Annotated in this window: 16 protein-coding genes; 9 read left to right on the top strand and 7 right to left on the bottom strand. The window is 57.6% G+C overall.

Annotated elements, in window-relative coordinates:
- Positions 1–107: 107 nt before the first annotated feature.
- The 7 genes from AC2FH0_RS12520 to AC2FH0_RS12490 all read left to right on the top strand — a co-directional run bounded on the left by AC2FH0_RS12520 (position 108) and on the right by AC2FH0_RS12490 (position 6805).
- Positions 108–1289 (top strand): NnrS family protein, encoded by a 1182-nt coding sequence (locus AC2FH0_RS12520; RefSeq protein ID WP_496789459.1) that lies wholly within the window; start codon positions 108–110, stop codon positions 1287–1289.
- Between the two features lie 98 nt (positions 1290–1387).
- Positions 1388–1837, top strand: coding sequence for a c-type cytochrome (locus AC2FH0_RS12515; protein ID WP_142635251.1), 450 nt, complete (start codon positions 1388–1390; stop codon positions 1835–1837).
- A gap of 15 nt (positions 1838–1852) precedes the next feature.
- Positions 1853–3220, top strand: coding sequence for a cbb3-type cytochrome c oxidase subunit I (locus AC2FH0_RS12510; protein ID WP_496676741.1), 1368 nt, complete (start codon positions 1853–1855; stop codon positions 3218–3220).
- Positions 3221–3225: 5 nt separating this feature from the next.
- Entirely contained in the window at positions 3226–4035 is an 810-nt protein-coding gene (locus AC2FH0_RS12505) for a CbbQ/NirQ/NorQ/GpvN family protein (protein ID WP_416383916.1), read from the top strand.
- Positions 4036–4044: 9 nt separating this feature from the next.
- Positions 4045–5967, top strand: coding sequence for a nitric oxide reductase activation protein NorD (locus AC2FH0_RS12500; protein ID WP_496676738.1), 1923 nt, complete (start codon positions 4045–4047; stop codon positions 5965–5967).
- Positions 5964–6512, top strand: coding sequence for a cytochrome c oxidase subunit 3 (locus AC2FH0_RS12495; protein ID WP_496789458.1), 549 nt, complete (start codon positions 5964–5966; stop codon positions 6510–6512). Before AC2FH0_RS12500 ends, AC2FH0_RS12495 begins: the two co-directional genes overlap by 4 nt.
- A 5-nt stretch (positions 6513–6517) precedes the next feature.
- Complete coding sequence (locus AC2FH0_RS12490; RefSeq protein ID WP_496789456.1) at positions 6518–6805, top strand: cytochrome C oxidase subunit IV family protein; 288 nt, start codon at positions 6518–6520, stop codon at positions 6803–6805.
- A 56-nt stretch (positions 6806–6861) separates the two neighbouring features.
- On the opposite strand, the gene hemA is transcribed toward AC2FH0_RS12490, so the two are convergent.
- Positions 6862–8085, bottom strand: coding sequence for a 5-aminolevulinate synthase (hemA, locus tag AC2FH0_RS12485; RefSeq protein ID WP_496789454.1), 1224 nt, complete (start codon positions 8083–8085; stop codon positions 6862–6864).
- A gap of 179 nt (positions 8086–8264) precedes the next feature.
- Here hemA and AC2FH0_RS12480 point away from each other — a divergent pair, with 179 nt between their 5' ends.
- Complete coding sequence (locus tag AC2FH0_RS12480) at positions 8265–8957, top strand: Crp/Fnr family transcriptional regulator (protein ID WP_271948599.1); 693 nt, start codon at positions 8265–8267, stop codon at positions 8955–8957.
- Positions 8958–9547: 590 nt separating this feature from the next.
- On the opposite strand, the gene AC2FH0_RS12475 is transcribed toward AC2FH0_RS12480, so the two are convergent.
- Genes AC2FH0_RS12475 through pgsA form a run of 3 tightly spaced genes read right to left on the bottom strand, consistent with a single transcriptional unit; the run spans position 9548 to position 10913 of the window.
- On the bottom strand, positions 9548–9991 hold the full coding sequence (locus tag AC2FH0_RS12475) for a molybdenum cofactor biosynthesis protein MoaE (RefSeq protein ID WP_142635265.1): 444 nt from the start codon (positions 9989–9991) through the stop codon (positions 9548–9550).
- Positions 9992–9995: 4 nt separating this feature from the next.
- Positions 9996–10241 (bottom strand): molybdopterin converting factor subunit 1, encoded by a 246-nt coding sequence (gene moaD / locus AC2FH0_RS12470; protein ID WP_142635267.1) that lies wholly within the window; start codon positions 10239–10241, stop codon positions 9996–9998.
- Between the two features lie 3 nt (positions 10242–10244).
- The gene (gene pgsA, locus AC2FH0_RS12465) at positions 10245–10913 is read right to left on the bottom strand and encodes a CDP-diacylglycerol--glycerol-3-phosphate 3-phosphatidyltransferase (protein ID WP_142635269.1); all 669 of its coding nucleotides are present in this window, start codon (positions 10911–10913) and stop codon (positions 10245–10247) included.
- 175 nt (positions 10914–11088) lie between these two features.
- On the opposite strand from pgsA, the gene AC2FH0_RS12460 reads away from it, so the two are divergent.
- Entirely contained in the window at positions 11089–11973 is an 885-nt protein-coding gene (locus AC2FH0_RS12460; protein WP_496701014.1) for a DMT family transporter, read from the top strand.
- Here AC2FH0_RS12460 and uvrC read toward each other — a convergent pair.
- The 3 genes from uvrC to AC2FH0_RS12445 all read right to left on the bottom strand — a co-directional run bounded on the left by uvrC (position 11970) and on the right by AC2FH0_RS12445 (position 15902).
- The gene (gene uvrC, locus AC2FH0_RS12455) at positions 11970–13853 is read right to left on the bottom strand and encodes an excinuclease ABC subunit UvrC (RefSeq protein WP_496789453.1); all 1884 of its coding nucleotides are present in this window, start codon (positions 13851–13853) and stop codon (positions 11970–11972) included. The two genes, AC2FH0_RS12460 and uvrC, sit on opposite strands and share 4 nt — an antisense overlap.
- Before the next feature lie 290 nt (positions 13854–14143).
- Positions 14144–14923, bottom strand: coding sequence for an SDR family oxidoreductase (locus AC2FH0_RS12450; protein ID WP_496701012.1), 780 nt, complete (start codon positions 14921–14923; stop codon positions 14144–14146).
- Between the two features lie 16 nt (positions 14924–14939).
- A complete protein-coding gene (locus AC2FH0_RS12445; protein ID WP_142635277.1) occupies positions 14940–15902 on the bottom strand; it encodes a calcium/sodium antiporter in 963 nt (320 codons plus the stop codon).
- Positions 15903–15977: the final 75 nt, after the last annotated feature.

The following is a 15977-nucleotide window of genomic DNA, read 5'->3' as shown; positions in this document are numbered from 1 at the left end:
CTGGGAAAATCTGTATCTTTGGCACACTTTTTCGGCCGGTTTGATTTTTGTTAAGTCGCGCAGCCGGGCGGCTTGCTAGGGCTTGGAAAACACCAAGGAGAGCAGCCATGCCCGCAATCATCACCCGCGTGTTTGGTGAAGGGTTTCGTGTATTCTTTCTGTCCGCCGGCCTCTATGGCCTCTTTGTCGGAGTGGTTTGGGGGCTGTGGCTGACGGTTCCATATGCAGTGCCGGATTATGGCATGGCCCCGCCCATGTGGCACGCGCATGAGATGATCTTCGGCTATGCAACAGCCGCGCTGGGCGGGTTCTTTCTGACCGCGGTGCCAAATTGGACCGGCGCACCAGATGCGCGTGCGCAGTTCATAACGTTGGCCGCCGGATTGTGGTTAGCTGGTCGGATGGCGATGTGGTTTTCGGGAATGCTGCCTGCGGCGCTTGTGGCGGTGGTCGACCTGGCCTTTGTACCGATTCTGGCGGCCAAGATTGCAACCCAGCTCATCCGGAGGCCGAAACCTCAGAACATGCTCTTTCTGCTGTTGCTCGGCTTTATCTGGATTGCTGATCTGTTCACGCATCTTGAATGGACGGGGATAACGGATGACACATTGCATACCGGGCTGCGCGCGGGGTTGCTGGCGCTCTGCGCGATGATTGCCATTCTTGGCGGACGGATCACCCCGGCCTTTACCCGAAACGCCATGAGACGCGCGGGCGTTCCCGAGGCGAACTGGCCAATATCTGTGCCAATTCTGGACAAATCAGCGATGGCGGTTGCCCTGACCCTGCCACCAATCGTTCTGGGGCTGGGGTCAGGTGCTGTGGCTGGATCGATGGCGTTGGTTCTAGGGGTGGCGCAGGTTTCGCGCATGGCCCGCTGGCGCGCGGGCTGGGCTGCGCGGGAGCCGATCCTATTGGCACTGTATCTTGGGCTTGCAATGCTGGCGCTGGGACTGATCCTCTGGGGGCTGTCAGTGCTGGGTTTCGGAAACGAGATCGCAGCCCTACACATCCTGGGCATCGGATGCGTCGGCGGCATGACCCTAGCGGTCATGAGCCGCGCCGCGCTTGGCCACAGTGGTCGCGCGCTGGTGGCACCCGGCCCAATGGCGGTGGCCTATGGTCTGATGGCGGTGGCGGCCCTGTCTCGGTGGATTGGGGCAGATCTGAATGCAGGTTACATGGTTGCGATGCTGCTGTCGGACGGGTTATGGGTCAGCGCATTTGCGCTTTTCCTGATCGCGATGTGGCCCGCGCTGACGGGTCCCAAGGTGCAACGGTCAGCGTGATTTGATTTCCTTTTGCAAGTCTTGACTTTCGTTAAGGATATACCGTGCCCATCCCGTCATTTTAGCCAGACTAGCTAATCTGCGCAAAGGAGAGCGCAATGCGAGAAGTCATGACCAAGAGCATGGCACGCAATATATTCTATGGCGGGTCACTGTTCTTTATCCTCATCTTTCTGGCTCTGTCGGCCCATTCTCACTGGTATATCGTGAACTCTGAGAACGCAGCAAAGCTCGATGAAAGTGTTATCAGGGGCAAGCACGTCTGGGAAAAACACGCCTGCATCAACTGTCATACCATCCTTGGCGAAGGTGCATACTTTGCACCAGAGGTTGGCAATGTGATGACACGTTGGGGCGTGCTGGACGACCCGGAATCGGCCTTTGAAGCCCTCAAAGGCTGGATGGAGGCGCAGCCGACAGACATTCCCGGTCGTCGTCAGATGCCCAATTTCAACCTCAGCGACGAAGACATCCGTGATCTGACCAACTTTCTGATCTGGACGGACAATATCGACGCTCAGGACTGGCCGCCCAACGAGGCGGGCTGAGAAGGGAACGGAGCAATGAAATACGAATCCCAAAAAATCGCCTATGCCTACTTTGCGGTGGCAATGGCCCTGTTCGCGATACAGGTTCTGGGCGGCCTTCTGGCCGGCTTTATCTATGTATCACCCAATTTCCTGAGCGAGCTTTTGCCGTTCAACATTGTGCGGATGCTGCACACCAATTCGCTGATCGTGTGGCTGATCCTCGGGTTCTTTGGTGCGGCCTATTTTCTGATCCCGGAAGAGGCCGAGCGTGAGATCCATTCGCCCATGCTGGCCTATCTGCAGCTGATCATTCTGGTGGTCGGTACACTGGGCGTGGTCTTGACCTATACGTTCAACCTGTTTGAAGGCAACTGGCTGCTGGGTAAAGAAGGGCGCGAGTTCCTTGAGCAACCCAAATGGGTCAAGGCCGGCATCGTCGTGGCCGCACTGATCTTCCTGTACAACGTGTCGATGACCGTTCTGAAGGGCAAGAAGACCGCGATCACCAACATCTTGTTGCTGGGTCTTTGGGGTCTGGCGCTGCTGTTCCTGTTTGCCTTCTACAACCCGGGCAACCTGTCCTTGGACAAGCAATACTGGTGGTATGTTGTCCACCTGTGGGTCGAAGGTGTCTGGGAACTGATCATGGCCTCGATCCTGGCCTATCTGATGCTGAAGCTGACCGGGGTAGACCGTGAGGTAGTCGAGAAATGGCTCTATGTCATTGTCGCCGCCGCGTTGTTTTCGGGTATCCTTGGTACAGGTCACCATTACTATTGGATAGGCACACCAGGGTACTGGCAGTGGATCGGCTCGATCTTCTCAAGCCTCGAAGTGATCCCCTTCTTTGCGATGATGGCCTTTGCCTTTGTGATGGTCTGGAAGGGCCGTCGGGACCACCCGAACAAAGCGGCGCTGCTGTGGTCGCTGGGCTGTGCCACATTGGCCTTCTTCGGTGCCGGTGTCTGGGGCTTCCTGCACACGCTGCACGGGGTGAACTACTATACCCACGGTACGCAGATCACTGCGGCTCACGGTCACCTGGCGTTCTATGGTGCGTATGTCTGCCTCAACCTGGCAATCTTCAGCTATGCAATGCCGATCCTGAAGAACCGCGATCCTTATAATCAGGTTCTGAACATGGGCAGCTTCTGGCTGATGTCCAGCGGTATGGTTTTCATGACCTTTGTGCTGACCTTTGCTGGAACAGTGCAGACGCACATGCAGCGGGTGGTCGGAGATTACTTCATGGATGTGCAGGATCAGGTCGCGATCTTCTATTGGATGCGCCTTGGCTCTGGCATCGTCGTGGTCTTGGGTGCGCTGCTGTTCATCTACTCGATCTGGGTTCCCCGGAAAGAGATCATTGAAGCCGGCGCGGCCGAAACCCCAGCGGAGTGATGGATATGGATGGCTCCATGAAACTGAGAACGGGGGCGGCTGACGCCCCCTTCTACCTGCCACAGGGTGATGAATGTGACGTGTTCGCTGCTGCCTATACCAACAACCTGCCGGTCCTGCTGAAAGGCCCGACAGGTTGCGGCAAGACCCGGTTTGTGGCGCATATGGCCGCCAGCCTTGGCCGCCCGCTTTACACGGTGGCCTGTCACGATGACCTTGCCGCTGCGGACCTGATCGGGCGCTACCTGCTGAAAGGCGGGGAAACGATCTGGGTCGATGGCCCCCTGACCCGCGCGGTGCGCGAAGGCGCGATCTGCTATCTGGATGAAGTGGTCGAGGCGCGCAAGGACGTGACCGTCGTGCTGCACCCGCTGACTGACGACAGGCGCATCCTGCCGATCGACCGCACCGGTGAGGAGCTTGTGGCCGCGCCCGGTTTCATGCTGGTCGCCTCATATAACCCGGGATATCAGAATATCCTGAAAACCTTGAAACCCTCGACCCGGCAGCGGTTCATCTCACTGGAGTTCGACTTTCCGTCGCCCGAGATGGAGGCAAAGGTGGTCGCTAAAGAAAGCGGGCTGGCGCTGGAACGCTGCAAGCCACTGATCCGCTTGGCAGGTAAACTGCGCGGGCTCAGGGGGCAGGATCTTGAAGAGGGCGTTTCAACCCGTCTGGTCGTCTATGCCGCCACGCTGATCGCGCAGGGCATGTCCACCGACCGCGCGATCCTTGCCGCCATGATCGAACCTCTGACAGATGACGAGGACATCAAACGCGGGCTCCTCGATCTTGTCACGGCTGTCTTTGGGTGAGGCCGGCCGATGGTCAGGATCGATTTTGAGCCATGGGAACCCGAAGAAACGATCGGGAAACTGTGGCACTCCCTTGCCAGCCGTCTCGATGCACCCCAGGTGCATGTTGGAGCCGCGGTCGACCTTTCTGAGGTCGCGGGGCGGCTGGCAGTCCTTTTTCGCGGGCTTGGGGGCAGCCCGGGCGTTGAATTGCGCCCGGTCTCGCCCGAGGTTTCACACCATCGCCTAAGCTGGCGCCGTCGGTTGGGTACCGAAGTTGAACTGATGCCGCGCGCTTCGTTCGATGGCGAAGTGCTGCGCCTCCCGGACCGTCTGGCGGTGTTTCCCGCGCGCGAGGCGAACGGAGCGCTGTATGTTTGGCTGGCCGCCGCAGCGGCCCATGCGGGAACCCGGATCGTCGAAGGTGATCCGTTGCGCGCCGATCTGCACGCGCTGAGCGCTGCACAAACCATGGTTAATGCAACCTTGGACAACGCCCCCGGCTTGCGACCGCTTTACACCGAGCTTTGCAAAGGTGTTCTGCATGACCGCAACAAATCCGGCCTCCCGCCTGTGGAAACAGCGGTTGAAGAACTGATCCGCCATCGGCTGGGCGACCCCGCGCCTTTATCCCCGAAGGCTAGGCAATTCATGTCATTTGACGATGACCTGACTGCCCCACGCGGATATCAACATTTCCGCCCTGTCCCTCTGTGGCCGGAATTACGCGCTGTTGGTTTTTCAGAGCATAACGATGTCGAAAACCCCGATACCGAAGGCCCGCCCGAGGAATCGGGTGAGAAAACCCACCGTGCCCGGCGGCGCAAATCCGACCAGGCTGAACGCAGTGACAGTTTCATCCTTCATAAATTCGAAGCGATCCTCAGCTGGGCCGAGTTTCTGAACATCAACCGTCGCATTGATGACGATGATCCCGACAATGCCAAAAAGGCCGCCGATGATCAGGATGAGATCGGTTTGGGCCAGATTTCCAAGGCGCCGCCGACCAAGCTGAAATTGCATCTGGACCTGGCACCTGAGGATGTGAATCGCGAACGTCTGTCGGGCCGTATTCTCTATCCGGAATGGGACGTGCGCACCGGGCAATACCTGCCCGATCACGTCAACGTTCTAACCTCGGACGCCGATATTCGTGAGGATGCCGCCGAGTTTGGAAAAGACCCCGCCACCGCCCGCCGTATCCGCGCCGTCAAACGCCAGTTCGAAGCGCTGCGCCCGGGCCGCGTGATGACCCGAGGCCATCTGGACGGCGATCAGCTGGATATCGAGGCCGCCGTTCGGGCGCAGGTTGACCGCTGTGCCAACGGTGAAGGTACCGAACGCATCTGGCAACAATCCCGCCCCGAGGCACGCGATCTGGCGGTTTCCATCCTGCTGGATGTCAGCCGCTCGACCGAAAGTGCCGTGACTGGCCGCGCCGTGATCGACATCGAACGCGAGGCGCTGGCAGCGCTGGCCTGGGGCCTGAACGCCTGTGGTGACGATTTCGCCATTCACGCCTTCAGTTCACTGAAACGACAGCGGGTCTATGTGCAACGCTGCAAACGGTTTGATGAGGTGATGGGCAGCCAGGTTGAACAGCGCATCGCATCGTTACGCCCGGGGCACTATACAAGGCTGGGTGCCGCGATCCGCCATTGCTCGGCCGATCTGGCCACCCAAACGCGTAAGCGCCGGTTGTTACTGGTGATCACCGATGGCAAACCCAATGATCTTGACCACTACGAAGGCCGCCACGGAATCGAAGACACCCACATGGCCGTGCGCGAGGCGCGCCGAGCCGGGCAATCGGTCTTTGGCGTCACCATCGACAAGACAGGTAAAAGCTGGTTCCCGCGGATGTTCGGGCAGGGCGGCTTCGCCGTCATCCCGGACCCGCATCGCCTGACCATGGCGCTGCCGCAAATCTACCGCCAACTGGTCGGCGCATGAGCGAAGCGTCCCTAATCGACGAGTTGCCCGGCGAATTACTGATGTGGGTTCTGATCATTTCGGAACTGCTGGTCTTTGGTGCGGGCCTGATCGCTTTCATGGGCGTGCGCCTGACCGATCCGGCGGGCTTTGCCGAGGCGCAATCGCATCTACACAGCACCGGAGCCGCGCTGAACACTGCGGTTCTGGTCACCTCTGGCTATCTGGCCGCGCAAGCCTTGCATTGGCGGCAGATTGCGCGTCGGACTGCTGCCCGCCTGGCGCTAATCGCAGCTGCCGCGCTGGGCGTTGTATTCCTGATCATCAAAGGCGTGGAATACGCGGACAAGGCTGCACAAGGAATTACCTACGAGACCCATCCGTTCTTCCTGTTCTACTATCTGCTCACCGGCTTCCACGCGGCACATGTGTTGGCTGGGGTTGTTATCCTGCTGCTGGTCGCCTGGCGGGACAATCCCCGCAACATCGAGGCCGGCGCCCAGTTTTGGCACATGGTCGATCTCGTCTGGATCATGCTGTTCCCCGTGATCTACCTGTTGGGATGACGGACATGACCCAAACCTCATCGGATCCAAAAAGCTCCCGCTGGATGCTCTTAAACCCGCTCACCCGCGCATGGCTCAGCCTGTTGGTTCTGAGCACCGCTTCGGCCCTGCTGACGATACTCCCTCTGTCCGCACCGGTGTTGAGCGCAGGCATTTTGATCCTGGCCCTGTCTAAAGCCCGCATTATCCTTGCACGATATCTGGACCTGACGCACAGCCCGGCCTGGCTGTGCGGTTTCACCATGGTACTGACCGGATTTGCGATGGTGATCTTCGGCCTCTCACTGTTTTGACATGAAAAAAGCCGCCCCCGTGGGGCGGCAGTTCTCCAAGTGCGGGGACGCCTCGGTTATTGTGCGGCCATCGGCATTCTCGCGATCTGACACCGTTGCCACAGGGCCGATAAGGCACCGACCAGATGGTCGATATCTTCGTTTGTATGAACCGGAGAGGGGGTAATTCTCAGGCGTTCGGTGCCTTTGGGAACGGTCGGATAGTTGATCGGCTGAATATAGATCCCGAATTCTTCCAGCAGCGTATCCGAGATGAATTTGCATTTCACCGGGTCACCTACCATCACCGGGATGATGTGGCTGGGATTGGGCAAATGCGGGATGCCTTCGGCGTCCAGTTTGGCGCGCACCTGCGCAACGCGGGTTTTCTGCAGATCGCGCTCGGTATTGGATTGCTTGAGGTGTCGGATCGAGGCGGCAGCGCCAGCTGCTATTGCGGGTGGGAGGGCGGTGGTAAATATGAACCCGCTGGCAAAGCTGCGGACAAAGTCACACAAGGCAGCGGATGCCGCGATGTAACCACCAACCACGCCGAAGGCCTTGCCCAGGGTCCCTTCTATGACGGTCAGGCGATCCATCAACCCTTCGCGTTCGGCGATGCCACCACCGCGCGAGCCATAAAGGCCAACGGCGTGGACCTCGTCCAGATAGGTCATCGCACCATATCTATCTGCCAGGTCGCAAATCTCTTTGATCGGAGCGATATCCCCATCCATCGAATAGACAGATTCGAAGGCGATCATCTTGGGCGCATCTGGATCGGCTGCGGCCAGCTTTGCCTCGAGGTCCGCCAGATCATTGTGCTTCCAGATCACTTTTTGTGCCCGCGAATGGCGGATGCCTTCAATCATGGAGGCATGGTTCAAAGCGTCCGAGAATACGATCAGACCTGGGATCTTCGCAGCCAGCGTCCCAAGTGCCGCCCAGTTCGACACATAGCCCGAGGTGAACAGAAGGGCGGCTTCTTTCCCGTGGAGGTCGGCCAGTTCCTGTTCCAGCAAAACGTGGTCATGTGTCGTGCCCGAGATATTGCGTGTGCCCCCTGCGCCCGCGCCGCAACGGTCGAGTGCATCGTGCATTGCCCCGACTACGTCAGGATGCTGGCCCATTCCCAGATAGTCGTTGGAACACCAAATTCGTACGTCGCGCTGTAAAGCGCCATCTGTCTGGCGTGCATTCGGGAACGCGCCACAGCGGCGCTGTAGATCAATGAAGATGCGGTAGTTGCCTTCGTCGCGCAGATGCTCAAGGCTTTGGCTGAAAAATCGCTCGTAGTCCATCTCGAACACTCCCGGGAATACTGGCTTTCCAGCAAGACTATGTGCCGGGCCCGCTACGCAACATGACAAATGTCAAGCCGCAGAAAGGAAAGGCTGGCTTGGAAGCCGAAGGTTTGGCATAGCCTTAAGAGGATGGACGTACTGATCGGGTACGCAACTAGAAAAGAGGGGAAAGCTTCGTGGCGCATGAGGCACTAAAAGCGATCGCCAAGCAGTCACTATTGCTCAAGAGCTTTCCCGAGCATCATATCGACACGCTGTTAAGTCACGCGATCTGGCGGAAATATGATCGCGGAGAGACGATTTTTCTACAGGAAGAAAAAGCCCAGGCCATTCATGTGGTTCTGTCGGGCTGGGTAAAGCTGTTTCGCATGTCCCCTACCGGTGCCGAAGCAGTTGTCAGCGTTTTCACCCGCGGCGAAAGCTTTGGCGAAGCGGTCGCCTTGCGTAACGTTCCCTATCCGGTTTCGGCCGAGGCAGTTTCGGCCTGTGAGATCATGCACATTCCAAGTCCGGTCCTTTTGTCCCTTATGCGAGAGGACCCGGAAATTGGGGTGTCAATTCTGGCAGCTACCTTTACCCATCTGCATTCTCTGGTCGCCCAGCTTGAGCAGCTTAAGGCCCAGACCGGCGCACAGCGGGTGGCAGAATTTCTTCTGACTCTCTGCGAAGCCGAGATGGGGGACTGCATTGTCGAGCTGCCCTATGACAAGATGTTGATTGCCGGGCGCCTGGGCATGAAGCCCGAAAGCCTGAGCCGCGCCTTTTCCCGGCTAAAGCCGTTTGGCGTTAAAATTGACCGGACACATGCCCTGCTCTCGGACATTCAAGTACTGCGAGACTATGCAGAAAGTGACCCCTCCGAAAAGTGACCGAATTTATTGGCCGGTGCTTTGCCGGGTGCGCCAAAGAGCCCCGAGAACGTGCTTCGTTGTTCAGGCTAGGACATGCGCATCGATCCCGTGAACGCGATTCCCTGTTTCCGGATAAGGGCCTTGTGCAACGTCAGGTAGTCCAGAACTCCAAAACAAGCTGGTTTTGGTGCTTCCTGGATCCACGCAGCTGAGTGATATGCCGCCAAGTTCCAGTCGGCATCTTCCGTCTGTACTTAGGGTCGAAATCGAATGGGAAACTCTAACCTTCAGGGGCTTCTACGATGTCAAAAATCCGTTCAACGACTATCTATTCGGAACCGGCATTCTGACAGCGCTAATTACCGCTTTCCTGTCGATAGTCATTTCTTTTGCGGCTTCGGCGGAAGAAGATTGTCTCAACATCTTTGCCCACATGCGGGATGTTTTGCTTTCGGTTCTAGAGTTGATCGAAACTGAGCGGCTGCCTGAAACCAACACCTTTATCCAGCATAGTTTTGGCGGATCCAAATTTGCAGCACACGGTGATAAGCATGTGAGCACCGAATACGAACAGCATGGTGCAAAGGCTTATATGCAGGGACCCGTGTTTACCACCGGGTCAGTGCATCTTCGTCTTCGTCCTTGGCCGAAACCCACTCCGCACCAGCGGTGGTGATTTCTTTCTTCCAGAAGGGGGCGCGGGATTTTAGGTAGTCCATCAGATATTCGGCCGCCTCGAACGCATCCTTGCGATGCGGTGCGGCAGTGGCCACCATCATGATCCGATCCCCCGGAGCGAGCCTGCCATGCCGATGGATCACCAGCACATTGCCCAGCGACCAGCGGTCTATTGCTTCTTGCGCAATCTGGGTCAAGGCCCGTTCCGTCATGCCCGGATAATGCTCAATCTCCATCACGTCCAAATCGCCCGTGGCCAGATCACGCACAACACCGGTAAAGGTCACGATTGCGCCATTTGCAGCATCGCCCGCCGCAAAGTCATTTGCCTCGGTACCTAGGTCAAACGGGTCTTCCTGCACCACGATGCGCATGACTTCAGCCACCTGTCATTGGTGGGAAAAAGGCAACCTCACGAACGCCCGCCAACGGGGCGTCAAAATCCGACAATTCCTGATCCAGCGCAACACGTAAGGCCGACAGATCCGCAAAGGCCGCTGCATAGCGATCCTCGCGCGCGCTAAGTTCTGCGACCAGATCGGATACGGTGGCGGCCTCGGTTTCAACCCGTTCTTTCGGCAGGCCAATCCGTTCGCGGACCCATGCGAAATACAGCACATCCATCCCTTAGTTCTCCTTCAGGTGTGGCATGGCTTTACGTAGGTAGTCATAGCCGGTGATCAATGTCAGCGCTGCTGCGATCCACAGCAGCCACAGGCCGATCCGACTGGACCAGAACATCCCTTCAAGATGCCAGCGCAGGCCGTTCAGGTCGTCTTCCTGCCCGGTCAGAATCTGGTCGATCAGCGTTGGGTCCATGCCGAAGCTGGCCATCACAAAGTAATGCTCGAAGATGCCCTGTGAAAACAAGACGGCTATCGCCACCATCTGAGCCGTGGTTTTCCATTTGGCAAGTTTGGTAACTTTCAGCGTTCCAGCCGTATCACCCAAATATTCGCGCAGGCCTGACACAAAGACCTCTCGGAACAGGATCACAGTGGCAGGCAGGACCAGCCACGGCGTCCAGTGTTCGGCCGAATACCCGACCAAGATCATCAGCGCGATCACCACCATCGCCTTATCGGCAATCGGGTCCAGCATGGCGCCAATTTTTGTTTCCTGCTTCCACGCTCGTGCCAGATAGCCATCGAACCAGTCGGTTAAGGCGGCTGTCAGAAACAGGATCAACGCGAACCAGTCGGCATAGGGCCGGGTGAAATACAAAAACATCACGGCCAGCCCCGGGGCTGCCAGCAGACGCAGGACGGTCAGAATATTGGGCAGGTTCCACTTCATGCAGCGGACCCTACATCGCTAAAATCCAACAGAAAAGATAGACAGTCAAAAAACCGTACTTGTCCCCTGAACTTGGTCAAAGCGCCGCAGGCAAGGCGTGGTGCGCCCATGCCCCTTGGAGTTTGTTCTTTTTGCGGTCAGGTTCACCGCACGTATCCGGGACAGAAGGCACATCATGACAGCTCATATACAAACCGATGCCCGGTCAAATCTGACCGGCAGCCTGTGGATGATCGCTGCAATGGCGGGGTTTGCGCTGGAAGACGCGCTGTTGAAAGCGGCTTCGGGTGCCGTACCGATCTGGCAGGTGATGGTTCTGTTCGGGGTGGGTGGGGCGCTGGTCTTTGCGGCGGTTGCACTGGCGCGCGGCACGCAACTGTTTCAGCCGGATGTCCTGTCGCGCCCGATGAAAGTGCGCGTGCTCTTCGAGGTATTCGGACGGTTATTCTATGTCTTAGCCATTGTGCTGACGCCTTTGTCCTCAGCTACTGTGATTTTGCAGGCGACTCCGTTGGTCGTGGTCGCTGGCGCTGCGCTGATCTTTGGCGAAACAGTTGGCTGGCGACGGTGGAGCGCGATTCTGATCGGTCTGATTGGCGTTGTAGTCATCCTGCAACCGACCGGAGACAGCTTTTCGGCGCTGTCCATTCTGGCGGTGCTGGGCATGTTGGGCTTTGCCGGTCGCGATCTGGCCAGCCGCGCAGCCCCGGCGACACTGGGGACTGAGGTTTTGGGCTTTTACGGCTTCCTCAGCATCATCGTTGCCGGTTTGGCCTATCGCCTGTGGGAGGGCGTGCCAATCGTCCCGCTCGATCTGTACAACGGTCTGTTTCTGACCGGTGCGGTGCTTATGGGTGTGATGGCCTATGCCTCGCTTATGAAGGCGATGCGGATCGGAGAGGTCTCGGCCGTGACGCCGTTCCGCTATACGCGTCTGCTGTTCGGTATCGGTCTGGGCGTGTTCCTGTTCGGCGAGCAACTAGACCAGACCATGTGGATCGGCAGCGCGCTGATTGTGGCCTCGGGGCTGTACATCCTGTGGCGCGGGCGGCGGGCCTAGCCCTTGTCGTGGAAGAAATCATAGACCTTTTGCGCCAAGCCGGCCGAAATCCCTTCGACCGCTTTCAGATCGGCCAGGTTGGCCCGGCCAACTGCTTTGGCGCTGCCGAAATGAGCCAACAGGGCACGTTTGCGCGCGGCCCCCACGCCGGGGATTTCATCCAGCGGTGTGGCCCCCACGGCCTTGGCACGCTTGGCTCGATGGGTGCCGATGGCAAACCGGTGGGCCTCGTCTCTTAGGCGCTGAATGAAATAGAGCACCGGGTCGTTGCGTTTCAGCGCAAAGGGCCTTTGGCCGGTGCGGTGAAATTCTTCCTTACCATGGTCGCGGTCAACGCCTTTGGCGACACCTATCATGGGAATCTCCTCGACCCCGTGCTGCGCCATAATCTCATGGACGGCGCTCACTTGCCCGGCGCCACCGTCAATCAGCAGCAGATCGGGCCACATTCCCTTGTCACGGTCGGGATCTTCTTTTTGCAGGCGGGTAAAGCGGCGGGTCAGCACCTCTTTCATCATGCCAAAGTCGTCACCGGGGGTCAGGTCATCTCCACGAATGTTGAACTTGCGATAGGCATTTTTCATGAAACCTTCGGGGCCGGCCACGATCATGCCGCCCACGGCATTGGTGCCTTGAATATGGGAGTTGTCGTAGACTTCGATCCGGTTTGGCGGGGCATCCAGATTAAATGCCTCGGCGATCCCGCGCAACAGTTTGGCCTGCGTGGCACTTTCCGACATCCGCCGGGCCAGGGATTCACGCGCGTTGCGTATGGCCCCTGCGACAAGTTCTTGTTTCTCACCACGCTGGGGCACAAGGATTTCTACCTTGCGACCGGCTTTTTCGGTCAGCGCCTCTTGCATCAGATCGGCGTTTTCAATGGAATCTGACAGGATCAACTGACGGGGTGGTTCCTTGTTGTCGTAGAACTGACCCAGAAACGCCTCCATCACCTCGGCGGCTGACACATCTGCCCCGACGCGGGGATAGAAGTCCTTGTTGCCCCAGTTCTGGTTGGCGCGGATGAAGAACACCTGAACGCAAGCCTGCCCACTGTCCATATACAGGCCGATCACGTCCGCCTCGGCCACACCGCGCGGGTTAATGCCTTGCGAGGTCTGCACCTGCGTCAGCGCCCTGATGCGATCGCGCAGGCCAGCGGCGCGTTCAAACTCCATCGCCTCAGACGCGGCCATCATCTGTTCGGCCAGCTCCTCTTGCACTTTGGTCGACCGGCCTGACAGGAATCGTTCCGCATCCTTGACGCTTTCACGGTAATCCTGATCCGAGATCAACCCGACACAAGGCCCAGAACACCGCTTGATCTGATAGAGCAGGCAGGGACGGGTGCGGCTTTCGAACATCGAGTCAGAACAGTTGCGCAGCAGGAAGGCCTTTTGCAGCTGGTTCAGGGTTCGGTTCACGGCACCCGCGCTGGCGAATGGGCCGAAATACGCGCCTTTTTCCTTTTTTGCTCCCCGATGCTTTTTGATCTGTGGAAAGACATGGTCCTTTGCCACCAGAATATTGGGAAAGCTTTTGTCGTCGCGCAGCAGGACGTTGTATTTCGGTTTGAGCTGCTTGATCAGGTTCTGTTCAAGCAGCAGCGCCTCGGTCTCGGTCCGGGTCGTCAGGAACATCATCGAGGCCGTGGCCGCAATCATCCGCTCGATCCGGCCAGAGTGTCCCGGTCTTGTATAGTTCGACACCCGTGCCTTCAGATTGCGCGCCTTGCCGACGTAAAGAACTCGGCTGTCCGCATCCAGCATCCTGTACACGCCAGGTGAACTGTCGAGCGTTTTCGCATATCGCTGGATGCAGGCGTATCCTGTCGACTGGGCGTCATTCTGAGAGCTGTTGGTGTCGTCTTGAGAGGTCATGGCCAAAATATGTGATTCTTTGACCATGGCTGCAATCTTGAGCGCTTCAGATCAAGGGAAAACAAATCCACGTATTCTGTGGATAACTGTGCAGATAACTTTTGTGGGGCTTGAATTTTCCCTTGTTTCATTAAGGATTCCTTGATTTGCTTAAAAAATAGGCACATATGTAATCTATTGAATTTAAACAGTAAAAATTTCTACACATGGCAAGTGTATGAAAAAAAAGACATTTTTGTAACGGATTGATAACAGAAATGAGAGCGGTGCAAAACTTCCAGCACCAAACGTTATTCCACGCCCAGAACATCCGGTGTCTGCCACCCCAAATGCTGTCCGCCATCCACGCAGAGAATCTGGCCGGTGACCGCATGAGCATCCAGGAAATACCCAAGTGCAGCGGTGATGTCAGAGGGGTTTGACCCACGTTCCAGAATGGTGTTGGCGCGCTGTGCTTTGAAGTGATCTTCGGATTGCCTGTGACCCTGCATCGTCGGTCCCGGTCCGATGGCATTGACGCGGATCGCCGGGGTTAGCGCCTGAGCTGCAGTACGGGTCAACGCCCATAGCCCCATTTTGGCGACGGTGTAGGACATGAATTCGGGCGTCAGTTTGCGGACCCGCATGTCGACCATATTTACAATCAGGCCCGTTGCCAGCGGCTCGCCCGTATCATCGGTTTCAGGTTCCAGACCCTGTTCAGCCATCGCCTGAGTCAAAACGAATGGCGCCCGCAGGTTGCTGTTCATGTGGCGGTCCCAGCTTTGCCGGGTGGCCGTGTGGATGTTGTCGTATTCAAATATCGAAGCGTTGTTGACCAGGCAGGTAATGGGTCCGCCCAGCGCCTCGGATGCGCGTGGCAGCAGGGCAGCCACGCTTGCTTCTTCTAACAGGTCGGCCTGCAGAGCTACCGCATTGCGGCCTAGGGCCCTGATTTCAGCGACAACCTTAGATGCCTCTTGTTCAGAGGAGGCGTAATGGACCGCCACGTCGTACCCACGCCCGGCCAGATAAAGGGCCATTGCCCTACCAAGGCGAATTCCGGCACCGGTAACTAGGGCTCGGGTCATGCGGCCTCTCTTTGTGTCACACCAACAAGGAAATAACGTAAACCGCGTAAAGGCTTGTCAACAGAATTCCCCATCCGCGGGTGATATCCCGTTTGAAAAATACAAAGGGGACCAAAAGGAGTGATGCGCCCAGCATGACCCAAAGATCAAATCGCAGGAATTCTGGATCAACAGGAATGCGCCCAAACAGGGTTGCAATGCCGACGATGGCCAACAGATTGAACATGTTGGACCCGATAACATTGCCCAATGCGACATCGGCTTGTCGGCGCAGTGCAGCCATAACAGTGGTCGCCAGTTCCGGCAGAGAAGTTCCCACCGCTATAAGTGTCAATCCGATTACAGTCTCGCTGACGCCGTAAGTGCGGGCAATGATTGTAGCGTTGTCGACCAGAAGATGTGCGCCCATCGGCAGGCCTATCAGTCCGAGCACCAGGTAGACTGAAATCTTCCAATAGGGCATGTCTGGATCGGCTTCTTCGAGGCCATCAAAATCGTCATCCTCGGCGCAGGCTTTGCCACAGGCCTTACGATGGGCATGGGCTTCTCGGAAGGCGGTCCATAGAACAAAGCTGAGAGCAGCCAGCAAAATCGCGCCGCTGAACAGGTTGAACACGCCGCAGAAGGCAAGGCCGATGAACAGAACGGTTGCCAGCAACATGAACACATAGTTCTTGCGGCTGTCGCATTCGCTGGTGTGCAGCGTGGCAAGCAGCGCAGGCAGGCCCAGCACCAGCAGGATATTGGCCGTGTTCGACCCCACAACGTTACCCAGGGCGATGCCCGGTGCGTTTTCCTTAATTGCACTGATTGCAATCAGAAGTTCTGGCGCCGAGGTGCCGAATGCCACGATCGTCAAACTAACGATCAACGCCGGTACTCCAATCCGCAGGCTGAGGTTCACGGCACCGCGTACCAGCGCATCACCCGCCAGCAACAGGATCAACAAACCGAGACCGGATAACAGCCATGCCGTCATGCGCGGCCTCCTTTTTCGCAGGCACAGGGACCTTTACCGATCCTGAACCGATGACAGCGCGGGCATCTTGCGGAT

The sequence above is a fragment of the Ruegeria sp. CDSC051 genome (assembly GCF_059610665.1).
This window is presented reverse-complemented; position numbering and strand designations above follow the sequence as displayed.

Bases quoted from the DNA above. Each gene is read 5' to 3' on its own strand.
- AC2FH0_RS12520 (WP_496789459.1), top strand. From the start codon at position 108: ATGCCCGCAATCATCACCCGCGTGTTTGGTGAAGGGTTTCGTGTATTC.
- AC2FH0_RS12515 (WP_142635251.1), top strand. From the start codon at position 1,388: ATGCGAGAAGTCATGACCAAGAGCATGGCACGCAATATATTCTATGGC.
- pgsA (WP_142635269.1), bottom strand. From the start codon at position 10,913: ATGAAGTGGAACCTGCCCAATATTCTGACCGTCCTGCGTCTGCTGGCA.
- AC2FH0_RS12500 (WP_496676738.1), top strand. From the start codon at position 4,045: ATGGTCAGGATCGATTTTGAGCCATGGGAACCCGAAGAAACGATCGGG.
- AC2FH0_RS12495 (WP_496789458.1), top strand. From the start codon at position 5,964: ATGAGCGAAGCGTCCCTAATCGACGAGTTGCCCGGCGAATTACTGATG.
- AC2FH0_RS12505 (WP_416383916.1), top strand. From the start codon at position 3,226: ATGGATGGCTCCATGAAACTGAGAACGGGGGCGGCTGACGCCCCCTTC.
- hemA (WP_496789454.1), bottom strand. From the start codon at position 8,085: ATGGACTACGAGCGATTTTTCAGCCAAAGCCTTGAGCATCTGCGCGAC.
- AC2FH0_RS12510 (WP_496676741.1), top strand. From the start codon at position 1,853: ATGAAATACGAATCCCAAAAAATCGCCTATGCCTACTTTGCGGTGGCA.
- AC2FH0_RS12450 (WP_496701012.1), bottom strand. From the start codon at position 14,923: ATGACCCGAGCCCTAGTTACCGGTGCCGGAATTCGCCTTGGTAGGGCA.
- uvrC (WP_496789453.1), bottom strand. From the start codon at position 13,853: ATGACCTCTCAAGACGACACCAACAGCTCTCAGAATGACGCCCAGTCG.
- AC2FH0_RS12460 (WP_496701014.1), top strand. From the start codon at position 11,089: ATGACAGCTCATATACAAACCGATGCCCGGTCAAATCTGACCGGCAGC.
- moaD (WP_142635267.1), bottom strand. From the start codon at position 10,241: ATGGATGTGCTGTATTTCGCATGGGTCCGCGAACGGATTGGCCTGCCG.
- AC2FH0_RS12445 (WP_142635277.1), bottom strand. From the start codon at position 15,902: ATGACGGCATGGCTGTTATCCGGTCTCGGTTTGTTGATCCTGTTGCTG.
- AC2FH0_RS12475 (WP_142635265.1), bottom strand. From the start codon at position 9,991: ATGCGCATCGTGGTGCAGGAAGACCCGTTTGACCTAGGTACCGAGGCA.
- AC2FH0_RS12490 (WP_496789456.1), top strand. From the start codon at position 6,518: ATGACCCAAACCTCATCGGATCCAAAAAGCTCCCGCTGGATGCTCTTA.